Raw genomic sequence first — 14,200 nt, 5'->3', positions numbered from 1 at the left:
TCACTGTGAGGCCCGGTGCGAACCGCGGCTGGCTGCTCCGCCTGGTCATCGCCTTCAGCTTCGCGCAGGGGGCGGTGTCCATGGCACGGCCCGCCGTCTCCTACCGGGCCCTCGCGCTGGGCGCCGACGAGCGCGCGATCGGTGTGATCGCCGGGGTGTACGCGCTGCTGCCGCTCTTCGCCGCCGTACCGCTCGGCCGCAGGACCGACCACGGCCGGTGCGCCCCGCTGCTGCCCGTGGGCGTGGTCCTCATCGCAGGCGGCTGCGCCCTCAGCGGTACGGCGGACTCCCTCACCGCGATGGCGGCCTGGAGCGGAGTGATGGGCCTCGGGCACCTCTCCTTCGTGATCGGCGCCCAGTCGCTCGTGGCCCGCCAGTCCGCGCCGCACGAACAGGACCGCAACTTCGGCCACTTCACCATCGGCGCCTCGCTCGGCCAGCTCGTCGGACCGATCGCCGCCGGCGCCCTGATCGGCGGCCCCGACATGGCGGGCACCAGCGCCCTCGCCCTGCTGGTCGCGGGCGGCGTCGCCGCGTTCTCGTTCGTCTCCCTGTGGCGCATCGAGGACCGTACGCCGTCCATGTCCCGTACGGGACCGGGTGGACGCGTGCCCGTGCACCGCATCCTGCGGACCCGGGGCGTACCCGCGGGCATCTTCATCAGCCTCGCCGTGCTCTCCGCGACGGACATCCTCACCGCGTACCTGCCGGTGGTCGGCGAGCACCGGGGCATCGCGCCCTCCGTGATCGGCCTGCTGCTCAGCCTGCGCGCGGCGGCGACCATCGCCTGCCGGCTGGTGATGACGCCCATGCTGCGGCTGCTCGGCCGGGCCGCGCTGCTCACCACGACCTGTCTGCTCGCGGCCCTGCTGTGCGCCGGGATCGCCCTGCCCGTGCCGGTCTGGGCGCTAGCCGTGATCCTCGCCGCGCTCGGCTTCTGCCTGGGCGTCGGCCAGCCCCTGTCGATGACCACGGTCGTCCAGGCCGCTCCGGACGGGGCCCGCTCCACCGCCCTGGCCCTGCGGCTGACCGGCAACCGGCTCGGGCAGGTCGCCGCGCCCGCCACCGCGGGCCTGATCGCGGGAGTCGCGGGCGTGGCCGCGCCGTTCGTGATGCTCGGCGGACTGCTGCTGATCGCCTCCGGGCTGGGGTTGCGACAGGGCCGTACCGCGCCCGGGGCCGTTGACGCCGGGGCCGTCGAGGGCGGGGCCGCAACGGATGCGGGCCGCGCCGCGAGCACTCCCTCCCCTGAACTGGAGAAACGCCGAACGGGCCGCGGCGGCGCCTGAGTTGCGGCGATTCGAGGTGTTCAAAGGGTTCCCCGGGGCCCGCGCGGTCCGTTAGCTTCCGTGACTCACAGGTCTCGTACGTACCAGTACGAGCCGTCCGAACCGTCCGGCCGCGGAGCATCGTGAACATCGATGCCCCAAGGGCCCCCGGGGGTCACGTCTCATGCCACGTGCCGTCTCTCTTCACCAGGTCAGCAAGTCCTACACGCCGGGTGTCCGTGTGGTGCAGCGGCTGTCGCTGGACATCGAGCCCGGCGAGTTCCTGGTGCTCCTCGGGCCCTCCGGCTGCGGAAAGTCGACCGTACTGCGGATGATCGCCGGACTTGAGGAGCCCACCGAGGGGGAGGTGCGGCTCGACGGGGAGTACGCCAACCATCTCGCGCCCGCCGAGCGGCACATGGCGATGGTCTTCCAGAACTACGCGCTCTACCCGACCATGAACAGCGGCGCGAACATCGGCTTCCCCCTGCGCATCGAGGACCCGGGCCGGGACCCTCGTCCGCGTGTGGAGGCCACCGCCAGGATGCTCGGCATCGAGGACCTCCTGGACCGCTTCCCCCACCAGCTCTCCGGCGGGGAACGCCAGCGCGTGGCCATGGGCCGCGCGATCGCCCGGCACCCCTCCGCCTTCCTGATGGACGAGCCGCTGGCCAACCTGGACGCCAAACTCCGCAGCCATCTGCGGGCCGAGATCGCCCGGCTCACCCGGGACCTGGACGTCACGACGCTGTACGTCACCCACGACCAGGCGGAGGCGATGTCGCTCGGGGACCGGGTGGCCGTCCTGCGCGGTGGTGTGCTCCAGCAGCTCGGGACACCGCGTACGGTCTACGCGCTGCCGGAGAACGTCTTCGTCGCCGCGTTCATCGGCACCCCGAGGATCAATCTCCTGCGCGGTGTCGTCCTCGCCCCGCTCGACGGGGCGATGTCGATCGGCCTCGGCCGCCAGGCCCTCGTCCTGCCCGAACCCCTGTCCCCGGACCATCGCCTGCTCCGGGTGCAGCAAGGGCGGGAGGTCATCGTGGGGCTGCGCTCCGAGGCGGTACGCCTGGCGCGGCCGACGCGGGCGCGTCCCGGGGAAGTGGCGATCAGCGGGCTGGTCGAGCATGTGGAGTTCCAGGGGCACGAGGTGCTGGTGCACCTGGACACCGGTTCGCAGCCCGCGCTCGTACCGGATCTGGAGGCGCCGCGTCCGGTGAAGCGGGTGGGTGGGCGGCGGCGCCGGGAAGGCGGGGTCCTCGACCGGCTGCGGTTGCGGGGGCGGGCGGCCGGAGGGTTGCGGGCGGGGCCTGTCGTGGTGCTGGAGCATCCCGCTGACGCGGAGCCCGGACCGCCGGTGGGTGAGGCGCGGCTGCCGGGGGATCTCATCGTGCGTACGACGCCGGACCATGCGTTGCGTCCCGGCATGCAGGTGCCGCTGCTCGTGGATCTCGCGCACCTGTTCGTCTTCGACCATGACGGCGTACGCGTGTCCCCGGCGCCGTCCCGACTCCCCGACCTGGAGGCTTGAACCGCGAGACCCCCGGCCCGTCGTGGCTGGTCGCGCCGTTCCCCGCGCCCCTGGGGTGGGTGGGGGTTGACGTGCGTTGTCGAGTGCGGCCCCGTTGTGGCTGGCCGCGCAGTTCCCCGCGCCCCTAAAGGCGCGAGCAACCACTCAAGCTGACCCCCACCCCTCAAGGGGCGCGGGGAACGGCGCGGGCAACCCCGACGCACCCGCACTCGACGACGCACACCGGCCCCCACCCCCTCAGGGGCGCGGGGAACGGCGCGGGCAACCACGACGGGCCCGCACCCGACGCACACGCGCCCACCCCTCAAGGGGCGCGGGGAACTGCGCGGTCGGCGTATGCCCATGGTGGTTAAAAACTAACACCGCTAGTTTGTGGCGGAGGTGACCGCTAGGTTGGGCCGTGGACGACGACACCCTCACCCGCGGGAGGACCCCATGAAGGCACACGACGGCATGTACATCGACGGCGCCTGGCGCCCCGCAGCGGCCCCGGACACGATCGCCGTCGTGAACCCGGTCGACGAGCAGCTCATCGCCCACGTCCCGGCCGGCACGATCGAGGACGTGGACGCAGCCGTCCGCGCCGCCCGCAAAGCCTTCCCGGCCTGGGCCGCCACCCCGCCCGCCGAGCGGGCCGCCCGCATCGGCGCCCTCAGGGACGTCCTCGTCGCCCGCAAGGACGAGATCGCCGAGACGGTCACCGCCGAACTCGGCTCACCGCTGAAGTTCTCCCAGGCCGTGCACGTCGGCGCCCCCATCGCGGTAGCAGGCTCGTACGCCGACCTCGCCGCCTCCCACCCCTTCGAGGAGAAGGTCGGAAACTCCACCGTCTACCTCGAACCCGTAGGCGTCGTAGGCGCCATCACGCCCTGGAACTACCCCCTGCACCAGATCGTCGCCAAGGTCGCCCCCGCCCTCGCGGCCGGCTGCACGGTCGTGCTCAAGCCCGCCGAGGACACCCCGCTGACGGCTCAGCTCTTCGCGGAGGCGGTCCACGAGGCGGGCGTCCCGGCCGGTGTCTTCAACCTCGTCACCGGCCTGGGCCCGGTCGCCGGCCAGGCGCTCGCCGAGCACGAGGGCGTGGACCTGGTCTCCTTCACGGGCTCCACGGCCGTCGGCCGGCAGATCGGCGCGACGGCGGGCGCGGCCGTCAAGCGCGTCGCCCTCGAACTGGGCGGCAAGTCCGCCAACGTCATCCTGCCGAGCGCGGACCTCGCCAAGGCGGTCAACGTCGGTGTCGCCAACGTGATGTCCAACTCCGGCCAGACGTGCAGTGCCTGGACCCGCATGCTGGTCCACGACTCCCAGTACGACGAGGCCGTGACCCTGGCTGCCGACGCCGCCGCGAAGTACGGTGAGCGCATCGGCCCGGTCGTCAACGCCAAGCAGCGCGACCGCGTGGTGGGTTACATCGAGAAGGGCATCGGCGACGGCGCCCGACTGGTCGCGGGCGGCCCCGAATCCCCTCAGGAGCAGGGCTACTTCGTCCGCCCGACCGTCTTCGCGGACGTCACCCCCGAGATGGCGATCGCGCAGGAGGAGATCTTCGGCCCGGTCCTGTCGATCATCCGGTACGAGGACGAGGCGGACGCGCTCCGCATCGCCAACGGCACGGTGTACGGGCTCGCGGGCGCTGTCTGGGCGGGGGAGGAGTCGGAGGCCGTGGCCTTCGCGCGACGCCTGGACACCGGGCAGGTCGACATCAACGGCGGACGCTTCAACCCCCAGGCGCCCTTCGGCGGTTACAAGCAGTCGGGCGTCGGCCGCGAACTCGGCTCGCACGGACTGTCCGAGTACCTCCAGACCAAGTCCCTCCAGTTCTGAAGATTCAGAGATTCAGGGATCCAGAGATTCGAGAGATCAGAGTCCTAGGAGCGTTGTACTCATGACCCGCGCCGCTGTGCTGCCCGCCGTCGGGGCCCCGCTGGAGATCACTGAGATCGACCTGCCCGAGCCCGGCCCGGGGCAGGTACGGATCCGTCTCGCCGCCGCCGGGGTCTGCCACTCCGACCTCTCACTGACCAACGGCACCATGCGGCTGCCCGTACCCGCCGTGCTCGGCCACGAGGGGGCGGGGACCGTCGTCTCCGTCGGCCCCGGGGTCGGCCACGTCGCACCTGGCGACGAGGTGGTCCTCAACTGGGCCCCCTCCTGCGGGAGTTGCCACGCCTGCACGCTGGGTGAGGTGTGGCTGTGCGCCAACGCGCTGGCCGGGGCCGCGAACGTCTACGCCCACCGTTCCTCCGACGGTACGGATCTCCACCCCGGCCTGAACGTCGCCGCGTTCGCCGAGGAGACGGTGGTGGCCGCCGACTGCGTACTCCCGGCGCCGGCCGGTATCCCCCTGGCGGACGCGGCCCTGCTCGGCTGCGCCGTCCTCACCGGCTACGGAGCGGTGCACTACTCCGCCCAGGTCCGCCCCGGTGAGACGGTCGCGGTCTTCGGCGTCGGCGGCGTGGGACTCGCGGCGATCCAGGCCGCACGCATCGCCGGTGCCTCCACCGTCGTGGCGGTGGACGTGTCGTCGGAGAAGGAGTCCCTGGCCCGCGCGGCCGGAGCCACCGAGTACGTGATCGCCTCGGACACCACCGCCCGCGAGATCCGGGGGCTCACCGGCAAGCAGGGCGTGGACGTGGCCGTGGAGTGCGCGGGCCGCGCCGTCACGATCCGTACCGCGTGGGAGTCCACCCGACGCGGCGGACGTACGACGGTCGTCGGCATCGGCGGCAAGGACCAGCAGGTCACCTTCAACGCCCTGGAGATCTTCCACTGGGGCCGCACCCTCGCCGGCTGCGTGTACGGGAACTCCGACCCCGCCCGCGACCTGCCGATCCTCGCCGAACACGTGCGGGCGGGACGACTGGACCTGAGCGCCCTCGTCACGGAACGGATCGCCCTGGACGGCATCCCGTCGGCGTTCGAGAACATGCTGGCGGGCAAGGGCGGACGGGCGCTGGTGATGTTCTAGGGAGACGGAGACTCGGCCACTTGCTTATTGGTACTTACTGGTACTTACTGGGCCTTGTCGGACCGTGGCTCGGGAGCGGCGGCGACAGCCGTGGCGGCAGCTTCCGTGCCGGGAGCGGTCGTCGCGGTCGCCCCGGGCCGGGGCCCGGACCGCGACACCGCCACCCCCGCCAGACACACGAGGCCCCCGACGAGCGTGATCCAGCCCGGCACCTCGTCGAGCGCCACCCAGGACATCAGCACCACCAGCGCGGGCACCGCGTACGTCGTGGCGCCCATCCGCCCCGCCGTCGTACGCGCCAATGCGAACGCCCACGTGGTGAAGGCGAGCGCGGTCGGGAAGACGCCCAGATACAGCATGTTGAGGGTCGCGGACACCGGGGCGTCCCGGGCGTCGGAGACCAGCTGCCCGGCGAACGGCAGACAGGCCACCGCGCCGATCACACACCCGTACGTCGTCACCTGGAGCGCGGAACCGTGCCGCAGGGCCGGTTTCTGGGCGACCACACCGCCCGCGTACGCGACCGCGGCGAGCAGACAGAGCAGTACGCCGAGCACGGACGCGCCGCCCTCGCCCGACATGGACAGTCCGACGACCGCCGCGCCGACGAACGAGACGGCCATCCCGGCGAGCAGCCGCGACGGCAGGCCCTCCTTGAGCAGCCAGCCGGCGAGCAGGGCCATGATCAGCGGTCCGATGTTCACGACGAGGGCGGCGGTGCCCGCGTCGACCTTCTGCTCGCCCCAGTTGAGGACCACCATGTACAGGCCGAACCAGAGCAGCCCGGACACCACGATCCCGGGCCACGCGGCCCGTGCGGGGAGTCCTTCCCGGCGTACCAGGCAGATCGCTCCGAGGACCAGCGCTCCGGCGAGCAGCCGGCCCAGCGCAAGCGCGCCGGGGGAGTAGGCCTCGCCGGCGCTGCGGATGGAGACGAAGGCGGAGGCCCACAGCAGCACGGTTGCGCCGGCCGCTGTGGTGGCGAGGGGGTCTGGCCTGCGGCCGGCGGGGGATGTCATCACGGTCCAGAGGTTAGGTGGGGTGGGGGGAAAGGGCTCGCGGGTTTCGGACGGGGCGCTTTGCGGGATGCGGGGTGGCGTCGTTGGATGTCCGCGGGCCGGTGGGGGCCGGCCGCGCAGTTCCCCGCGCCCCTGAAGGACGGGGCTGCGCCCCTGTCTTCAGCGCGTCCCTTGAGGCAGGTGGGTCAGCGCAGGGTTTCTGACTGGATTCCCAGTAGTCGTGAGAGGGCTTGTTCGCCGGTCTCCGTCACCTTTACCGCTCGTTCCGAGCCGATGCGTACGCACCAGTTGGCGGTCAGGGCGTGGTGGCAGAGCGCGGCGCCCGCGATGCCCGCCAGGTGGGGGCGGCGTTCCGTCCAGTCGAGGCAGGCGCGGGCGAGCGGGCGCCGACCGGTGCGTATGAGCGGGATGCCGGTCTCCTCGAACCAGCCCACGCCCTCGTCCGTGAGCGCGAAACCGGTGTCCTGGCGGAGCAGCCCGAGACCGGTCAGCGCGTCGGTGACCGCGATGCCGAGGCGGCCGGCCAGATGGTCGTAGCAGGTGCGGCCCCGGGCCATCGCGCTGCCTGCGCCGGCCTCGCGCAGCGTGCGGGGTTTCATGGTCGCCGCCGGTGAGACCTGGGCGGCCAGGTCCTCGACGAGCTGGGCGACCCGGGCGTCGGCCAGCCGTACGTACCGGTGCCGGCCCTGCCGGTCCTCGGCGAGCAGCCCGCCCGCGACCAGCTTGCCCAGGTGCTCGCTGGTGGTCGAAGGGGCAACCCCGGCATGCCGTGCCAGCTCCCCGGCGGTCCAGGCCCGCCCGTCGAGCAGCGCCAGCAGAAACCCGGCCCGCGTCTCATCGGCGACGAGTGAGGCAAGAGCGGCGAGTCCGGCGGCCCCGGTACGCGCCCCGCTGCGTGAGGAGGTCATACGCCCAGCATGAGCGCCCCACACTTCGGCCACCGCCGAAGCTTTCAGGGGCGCGGGGAGCCTTTAGGGGCGCGGGGAACTGCGCGACCAGCCCCCACCGGCCCGCAGCCGTGGATCCACCTACTCTCGCAACCCCGCATACTGCGAGGCCAACCCTTCCAGCAACGCGCTGAGCCCCGTCTCGAACGCCCGCTCATCGATTTTCTCCTGCTGCTCGGCAAGCAGATGCGCCTGCCCGAGATGCGGATAGTCGGCGGGATCGTACGCCGTCTCGTCGTCCACGAACCCCCCGGCGAACGACGACAACGCGGACCCCATCACGAAGTACCGCATCACCGCCCCGATGGACGTCGCCTGCGCCGCGGGCCATCCCGCGGCGACCATCGCCCCGAACACCGCGTCCGCGAGCCGCAGTCCGGCCGGCCGCCGTCCGGGCCCCCGCGCCAGCACGGGAACGATGTTGGGGTGGTCGCGCAGAGCGGCCCGGTAGGAGACCGCCCAGTCGTGCAGCGCGGTCCGCCAGTCCCGCCCGTCCTCGAACATCGACAGGTCGACCTGTGCGCTCACGGAGTCCGCGACGGCCTCCAGGATCTGGTCCTTCGTACGGAAGTGGTTGTAGAGCGACGGCCCGCTCACCCCGAGCTCGGCCGCCAGCCGCCGCGTGGAGACCGCGGCCAGCCCCTCCGCGTCCACCAGGGTCCGGGCCGCCGCGACGATGCGGTCGGTGCTGAGGAGGGGCTTGCGCGGTCGGGCCATGGCCCACATAGTAGGGCTGCGGACCAGAAACTAGCAGTGCTAATTTAAAGCAGGGGTTGATCACAGTGAACCTGGAACTCAGCGAGGAGCAGACCGCCGTCCGACGGCTGGCCAGGGACTTCGTCGCGCGCGAGATCACCCCGAACGTGATCGCCTGGGACCGGGCGGAGGACGTCGACCGCTCGATCGTCAAGAAACTCGGCGAGGTCGGCTTCCTCGGCCTCACCATCGGCGAGGAGTACGGCGGCTCCGGCGGTGACCACCTCGCGTACTGCCTGGTGACGGAGGAACTGGGCCGCGGCGACTCGTCGGTCCGCGGCATCGTCTCGGTCTCGCTCGGGCTCGTCGCCAAGACCATCGCGTCCTGGGGGACCGAGGAGCAGAAGCGCCGGTGGCTGCCGGGCCTCACCTCCGGCGGGTACGTCGGCTGCTTCGGCCTCACCGAACCGGGCACCGGCTCCGACGCGGGCAACCTGTCCACGAAGGCGGTGCGCGACGGTGACGCGTATGTCATCAACGGCGGCAAGACCTTCATCACCAACGGCACCTGGGCGGACGTCGTCCTGCTCTTCGCCCGCTCGACCGACGCACCCGGCCACAAGGGCGTCTCGGCCTTCCTCGTACCGACCGACACCCCCGGTCTGACCCGCCGCACCATCCACGGCAAGCTCGGACTGCGTGGCCAGGCCACCGCGGAACTGACCCTGGAGGACGTCCGCGTACCTGCCTCGGCGATGCTCGGGCCCGAGGGCAAGGGCTTCTCCGTCGCCATGTCCGCGCTGGCCAAGGGGCGGATGTCGGTCGCCGCCGGCTGCGTGGGCATCGCCCAGGCCGCACTGGACGCCGCCGTGACGTACGCGACCGAGCGCGAGCAGTTCGGCAAGGTCATCGCCCGCCACCAGCTCGTCCAGGAACTCCTCAGCGACATCGCCGTGGACGTCGACGCGGCCCGGCTGCTCACCTGGCGGGTCGCGGATCTCGTCGACCGCGGGGAGCCGTTCGCCACCGAGTCCTCGAAGGCCAAGCTCTTCGCCTCGGAGGCCGCGGTGCGCGCCGCGAACAACGCGCTCCAGGTCTTCGGCGGCTACGGCTACATCGACGAGTACCCCGTCGGGAAGCTGCTGCGCGACGCGCGGGTCATGACGCTCTACGAAGGCACCAGCCAGATACAGAAGCTGGTCATCGGCCGCGCGCTGACCGGGGTTTCGGCCTTCTGAGGCCCGCTGCACCCTTCTGAGTACCTGACGTGAGTACGTGCGCGGATGTGGTTCCGGCCACCCGCGCCGATTCTGGTCGCATGAGTGAGACACAGGTCAAGCAGCAGTCCACCGCCGCGTTCTACGGGCAGGCGGTGCTTTCGTTCGCCGTCGCCATCATCGCCACCGCCATCGGCATCTTCAAACTGGAGGCCGACACCTGGGTGCGCGCCTTCCTCGGGATCGCCGTGCTGTACCTCGTGACCTCGGCGTTCACCCTCGCCAAGGTGATCCGGGACCGGCAGGAGGCTGGGCAGATCGTCAGCCGCGTCGACCAGGCCCGCCTGGAGAAGCTCCTGGCCGAACACGACCCCTTCGACAAGCTGTGAGGGCGTGCGCCTCTGAGCGGGCACTCTAAGCGCTCGCTCAGTATCGGGGGTATGGTGTTCGTTCTGTCACTGGAAGGGGCGAACGAGCGATGAGTACGGCGGAGGAGACGGCCGGCGGCGAACTGCAGCCGTGGGCCGAGGTCACCCCTGACGCGGCCAGGCGGCTGCTCGTCGCCGCGGTGGAGGCCTTCGCCGAGCGCGGGTACCACGCGACGACGACCCGTGACATCGCCGGCCGGGCGGGGATGAGTCCGGCCGCGCTCTACATCCACTACAAGACCAAAGAAGAACTGCTCCACCGGATCAGCAGGATCGGGCACGAGAAGGCCCTCGACATCCTGCGGACCGCGGGCGCGCGTGAGGGGAGCCCGGCCGAGCGGCTCGCCGACGCGGTGAGCTCGTTCGTGCGCTGGCACGCCGGGGGGCGTACCACGGCGCGGGTCGTGCAGTACGAACTGGACTCGCTCGGTGCCGATGCCCGCGCGGAGATCATCGGTCTGCGGCGGCAGGTCGACGCCGAGGTGCGCGCGATCATCGAGGACGGGGTGGCTGCGGGGGACTTCGACGTGCCGGACGTGCCGGGTACCACGCTTGCCGTGCTGTCCCTGTGCATCGACGTGGCCCGGTGGTTCAACGTGAACGGTCCCCGTACGCCGGAGATGGTCGGCGACCTGTACGCGGACCTGGTCCTGCGCATGGTCGGGGCGCCGCGGCCCTAGGGGCTACCGCCGGTCGCCGGGCTGTCTGCGGGCCCGCTGTGGCTGATCGCGCAGTTCCCCGCGCCCCCAGAACCAGACGCCGTCTGCGGCCCCGTCGTGGCCGGCCGCGCAGTTCCCCGCGCCCCTCAACGCCGGGCTACGCCCGGCCGGAGGGGCACCCGCGCCCAGAGACGCGGCAAACCGCGCGCCCAACCCCCACCGAACCCGCAGACAACGTCCGCCTTTAGGGGCGCGGGGAACTGCGCGCTCAGCCCCCACCGGGCCCGCAGGCAACGTCCGCTTTCAGGGGCGCGAGGAACTGCGCGACGAGCCCCCACCGAACCCGCAGGAAACGTCCGTCTTTAGGGGCGCGGGGAACTGCGCGCTCAGCCCCCACCGGGCCCGCAGGCAACGTCCGCCTTTAGGGGCGCGGGGAACTGCGCGCTCAGCCCCCACCGGACCCGCAGGTACCCACCCCGTCCGCCGCCGCCCCCCGGGTCAGAAGTAGTAGCGAGACACGGACTCCGCCACACACACCGGCTTCTCGCCGCCCTCCCGTTCCACCGTGAAGCCGACAGACACCTGCACCCCACCCGTCACCTCGTCGACCGCCGTGATCTTCGCGGTGGCGCGAAGCCGCGACTCCACCGGCACCGGCGCCGGGAACCGGACCTTGTTCGTCCCGTAGTTGACGCCCATCTTCACGCCCTCGACCGCGATCAGCTGAGGCCCGAACAACGGCAGCAGCGACAGTGTCAGATAGCCGTGCGCGATGGTTGTCCCGAAGGGGCCGCTCGCCGCTTTCTCCGGGTCCACGTGGATCCACTGGTGGTCACCCGTCGCCTCGGCGAACAGATCGATCCGCTTCTGGTCGACCTCCACCCAGTCGCTGTACCCCAACTGCTCACCCACCGCCGCCTTCAGTTCGTCGGCGGACGCGAAGATCCTCGGCTCTGCCATGTCCCTGGCCTTTCCCGTCGCTGCGTGCGTGCGTCTCTGAGAATATTCCTAAGCAACTGCTTAGCATGGTCGCAGCGGGGTTCCCTGTCAACGGACCGCAGGGGTGACGGGCTGGGTAGGGTTCGAGGGGTGCCCCAGATTCCCGAGAAGATCCATGAACTCACGGTCGGCCAGCTGTCGGCCCGCAGCGGAGCCGCCGTCTCGGCCCTGCACTTCTACGAGTCCAAGGGCCTGATCAGCAGCCGCCGCACCGCGGGCAACCAGCGCCGCTACCACCGTGACGCCCTGCGCCGGGTCGCCTTCGTACGGGCCGCGCAGCGCGTCGGCATCCCGCTGGCCACGATCCGTGACGCCCTCGCCGAACTCCCCGAGGAACGCACCCCCACCCGGGAGGACTGGGCCCGTCTCTCGGAGGCCTGGCGTTCCGAACTCGACGAGCGCATCAAGCAGTTGGGACGCCTGCGGGATCACCTCACGGACTGCATCGGCTGTGGTTGCCTCTCCCTGGAGAACTGCGTCCTGTCCAACCCCGACGACGTCTTCGGCGAGCGGCAGAGCGGCTCCCGCCTCATGGTGGAGCGCGGCGGGCAGCGCGTACGCCGCCCCGTGGAGCGTGAGCCCGAGGAGCGGCCGGAGCCCGGAAGCTGCCGCTGAGACAGCTCCCGGGCCCTGGTACTCCGGGCGCTCCCGTCACTCGTACTCCGTGCCGCCCTTGCGTGTCAGATACGTCGGGCTGACCGCCTTCGCGACGGCCCGGCCGCCCGTCACCGGGCTGTAGCGCTCGGTGGCGGGCCGGCAGACGATCCCCTGGGACAGCTCGCCGCGCAGCCGGACCGCCTTGACCCGGTCCGAGGCGCTGCCCGCGAGGCGCCCGGTGAGCCCCAGTTCCGCTATCAGCTCCTGCGGGAGCACGGACTGCTCCGGGATGTAGACGGCGCTCTCGCCGGTGCGGTAGGCGCCCTTGGCGACCACCGCCCGGTACAGGCCCACCTGGGCCAGTTCGAGCGCGTCGGCGTTCGGATGCTCGTGGACGGTCAGCACTTCGGCGGTGACGCGCAGCGTCGACATGGTGGGGCTCCCCGGGAACTCGCATGGTGCTCAGCCTGGTCTCATCGCCTCCCACTGTGCGGACGGGAAAGGGGTGGAGCGACGGGTTTTGGGGCTGCTACGGCCGCCTGCCGCGCACGCGCCGGATCAGTGCCTCCGTCACCAACTCGGCGTTGGACGTGGCCCGTCGGCCGTCGGGGAGGGTCAGCGTGTCCTCCAGGCCGATACGGGTCGCCAGGCCGAGGCGTGCGGCGAGGTCCAGCACGGGCCAGGTGCCGCCCTCCTCGCCGTGCAGCAGGACCGGGCGGCCGTGTGCGGCGCCGAGCTGTGCGAGGAGGCGGCGGGCCGTGTCCTCGGCCGTGTCCGGATCCGGGTCCGTCACCTCCGCGAGGACGCGCAGCACCCGCGGGCCCAGCGGTGACGCCGCGAACCGCGCGGCCCCGTCGGTGCCGGACCAGATGCCCGCCTCGATGCCCACGCCCCGCGCGAGGAGCGCCGCGGCCACCTCCTCGGCGCCCGGCTCGTGCCAGTTGACCGAGGCGTGGTCGGGCAGGACGCTCCACTCATGGACGCGCGCGACGCGGGCGGCGGGGTCGGGTTCGGCCCAGGCGCCGGTGGTCACTCCGACGGGAACGTCCACCTGTGACCGGATTTCGTCCAGGGTCGCCGCAACCGCCTTCGCCGACAGTGTGTCTTCTCCACAGGGGGACTTGGGATGCACATGGATGTCCGACGCCCCGGCCGCGACGGCTTCCGCCGCGGAGCCGGCCATCGCTTTCGGCGACAACGGCACGAGTGCTCCGTCGCCGGACCCGCGCCCCCCGTTCACACAGACCTGGACCATGCCCCCGATGGTGCCAGGCCGCACCGACAACCGGAGATCGAAAGGGGAACGGGCGATGAGCCTGGCCATTTGCTCGCTCAAGTGGGAAGCCGCGCGCACGGGGGCCCAGCGGATCACGTACGACCCTGACGGGTACCACCTCGTGCGCTTCCCGTACGTCACGGGCGAGGAGCAGTACGACCGCTGGAGCATGCACGACCCGGCGAAGGGCGGCTCCGGCGCGTCGAAGTTTCCCGACGCCCGCTCGGGGCTGATCTGGCCGAGCCACGACGGCTGGGGTGTCCTGTCGGCGCTGGTCTTCTGGGAGCCGGACGCCGGCGGCCTTGAGTACCGGGCGCGCTTCGTGCGCGACCCGCTGAACCTCACGGCGGCGCGCTACGACTCGACGGCCACCTCCGACACGGCACCCACCCGGGGCGGCCAGTACCGGACCTACATGTGGCAGATGTTCGTCCACCCGGGCACGCCGCTCGGCCTGAAGGTGTCCGTGCGCGGCGCGCGGGACGCGAAGGTCTCCACAGCGCTGATGTGCGCGGAGTTCAAGCTGGCCATCCACACCGACGTCAAGGTCCCGTAGGCATGTATCCGGGGGTGCGGCTCCTCCGGCGCACCCCCG

Annotated in this window: 14 protein-coding genes and 1 pseudogene; 9 read left to right on the top strand and 6 right to left on the bottom strand. The window is 71.8% G+C overall.

Translation table 11 applies throughout. From position 1 onward, the window contains the following. Positions 1-5: 5 nt before the first annotated feature. From C6Y14_RS36135 to C6Y14_RS36120, 4 genes are all read left to right on the top strand, one after another. On the top strand, positions 6-1,289 hold the full coding sequence (locus C6Y14_RS36135; RefSeq protein ID WP_107021222.1) for an MFS transporter: 1,284 nt from the start codon (positions 6-8) through the stop codon (positions 1,287-1,289). Between the two features lie 163 nt (positions 1,290-1,452). Next, complete coding sequence (locus C6Y14_RS36130) at positions 1,453-2,799, top strand: ABC transporter ATP-binding protein (RefSeq protein ID WP_107021118.1); 1,347 nt, start codon at positions 1,453-1,455, stop codon at positions 2,797-2,799. 435 nt (positions 2,800-3,234) lie between these two features. Next, entirely contained in the window at positions 3,235-4,623 is a 1,389-nt protein-coding gene (locus C6Y14_RS36125; protein ID WP_107021117.1) for an aldehyde dehydrogenase family protein, read from the top strand. A gap of 61 nt (positions 4,624-4,684) precedes the next feature. After that, positions 4,685-5,767, top strand: coding sequence for a Zn-dependent alcohol dehydrogenase (locus tag C6Y14_RS36120; protein WP_107021116.1), 1,083 nt, complete (start codon positions 4,685-4,687; stop codon positions 5,765-5,767). A gap of 44 nt (positions 5,768-5,811) precedes the next feature. Here the strand turns inward: C6Y14_RS36120 and C6Y14_RS36115 are convergent, their stop codons facing one another. From C6Y14_RS36115 to C6Y14_RS36105, 3 genes are all read right to left on the bottom strand, one after another. Continuing rightward, positions 5,812-6,786 carry a DMT family transporter gene (locus tag C6Y14_RS36115; RefSeq protein ID WP_107021115.1) on the bottom strand — a complete coding sequence of 325 codons (975 nt, stop codon included), beginning with the start codon at positions 6,784-6,786 and terminating at the stop codon, positions 5,812-5,814. 185 nt (positions 6,787-6,971) lie between these two features. Continuing rightward, the gene (locus C6Y14_RS36110) at positions 6,972-7,694 is read right to left on the bottom strand and encodes an ArsR/SmtB family transcription factor (protein WP_107021114.1); all 723 of its coding nucleotides are present in this window, start codon (positions 7,692-7,694) and stop codon (positions 6,972-6,974) included. A 120-nt stretch (positions 7,695-7,814) separates the two neighbouring features. Further along, on the bottom strand, positions 7,815-8,450 hold the full coding sequence (locus C6Y14_RS36105) for a TetR/AcrR family transcriptional regulator (RefSeq protein ID WP_107021113.1): 636 nt from the start codon (positions 8,448-8,450) through the stop codon (positions 7,815-7,817). Between the two features lie 65 nt (positions 8,451-8,515). Between C6Y14_RS36105 and C6Y14_RS36100 the strand changes: the two genes are divergently transcribed. The 3 genes from C6Y14_RS36100 to C6Y14_RS36090 all read left to right on the top strand — a co-directional run bounded on the left by C6Y14_RS36100 (position 8,516) and on the right by C6Y14_RS36090 (position 10,754). Beyond that, entirely contained in the window at positions 8,516-9,667 is a 1,152-nt protein-coding gene (locus tag C6Y14_RS36100; protein ID WP_107021112.1) for an acyl-CoA dehydrogenase family protein, read from the top strand. An 80-nt stretch (positions 9,668-9,747) separates the two neighbouring features. Next, positions 9,748-10,035: a YiaA/YiaB family inner membrane protein gene (locus tag C6Y14_RS36095; RefSeq protein WP_107021111.1), complete on the top strand. Its 288-nt coding sequence runs from the start codon at positions 9,748-9,750 to the stop codon at positions 10,033-10,035. Between the two features lie 89 nt (positions 10,036-10,124). After that, positions 10,125-10,754 (top strand): TetR/AcrR family transcriptional regulator, encoded by a 630-nt coding sequence (locus C6Y14_RS36090; protein WP_107021110.1) that lies wholly within the window; start codon positions 10,125-10,127, stop codon positions 10,752-10,754. A gap of 477 nt (positions 10,755-11,231) precedes the next feature. On the opposite strand, the gene C6Y14_RS36085 is transcribed toward C6Y14_RS36090, so the two are convergent. Then, on the bottom strand, positions 11,232-11,693 hold the full coding sequence (locus C6Y14_RS36085) for a MaoC family dehydratase (protein WP_107021109.1): 462 nt from the start codon (positions 11,691-11,693) through the stop codon (positions 11,232-11,234). A gap of 129 nt (positions 11,694-11,822) precedes the next feature. Here C6Y14_RS36085 and soxR point away from each other — a divergent pair, with 129 nt between their 5' ends. Next, the gene (gene soxR / locus C6Y14_RS36080; protein ID WP_107021108.1) at positions 11,823-12,347 is read left to right on the top strand and encodes a redox-sensitive transcriptional activator SoxR; all 525 of its coding nucleotides are present in this window, start codon (positions 11,823-11,825) and stop codon (positions 12,345-12,347) included. Positions 12,348-12,482: 135 nt separating this feature from the next. On the opposite strand, the pseudogene C6Y14_RS36075 reads toward soxR, so the two are convergent. Continuing rightward, positions 12,483-12,761, bottom strand: a pseudogene (locus C6Y14_RS36075) (RNA ligase (ATP)); the annotation flags it as partial. A 97-nt stretch (positions 12,762-12,858) separates the two neighbouring features. Continuing rightward, entirely contained in the window at positions 12,859-13,584 is a 726-nt protein-coding gene (locus C6Y14_RS36070; RefSeq protein WP_107021107.1) for a 3-keto-5-aminohexanoate cleavage protein, read from the bottom strand. A gap of 55 nt (positions 13,585-13,639) precedes the next feature. On the opposite strand from C6Y14_RS36070, the gene C6Y14_RS36065 reads away from it, so the two are divergent. Next, positions 13,640-14,161, top strand: a complete 522-nt coding sequence (locus tag C6Y14_RS36065; protein WP_107021106.1) for a hypothetical protein — start codon at positions 13,640-13,642, stop codon at positions 14,159-14,161. The last annotated feature ends 39 nt before the right edge of the window (positions 14,162-14,200 follow it).

Source organism: Streptomyces dioscori (assembly GCF_003024195.1).
Lineage (GTDB): Bacteria > Actinomycetota > Actinomycetes > Streptomycetales > Streptomycetaceae > Streptomyces > Streptomyces dioscori.
The sequence above is the reverse complement of the archived record's forward strand: the minus strand, read 5'-3'. Positions and strand labels throughout refer to the sequence as shown.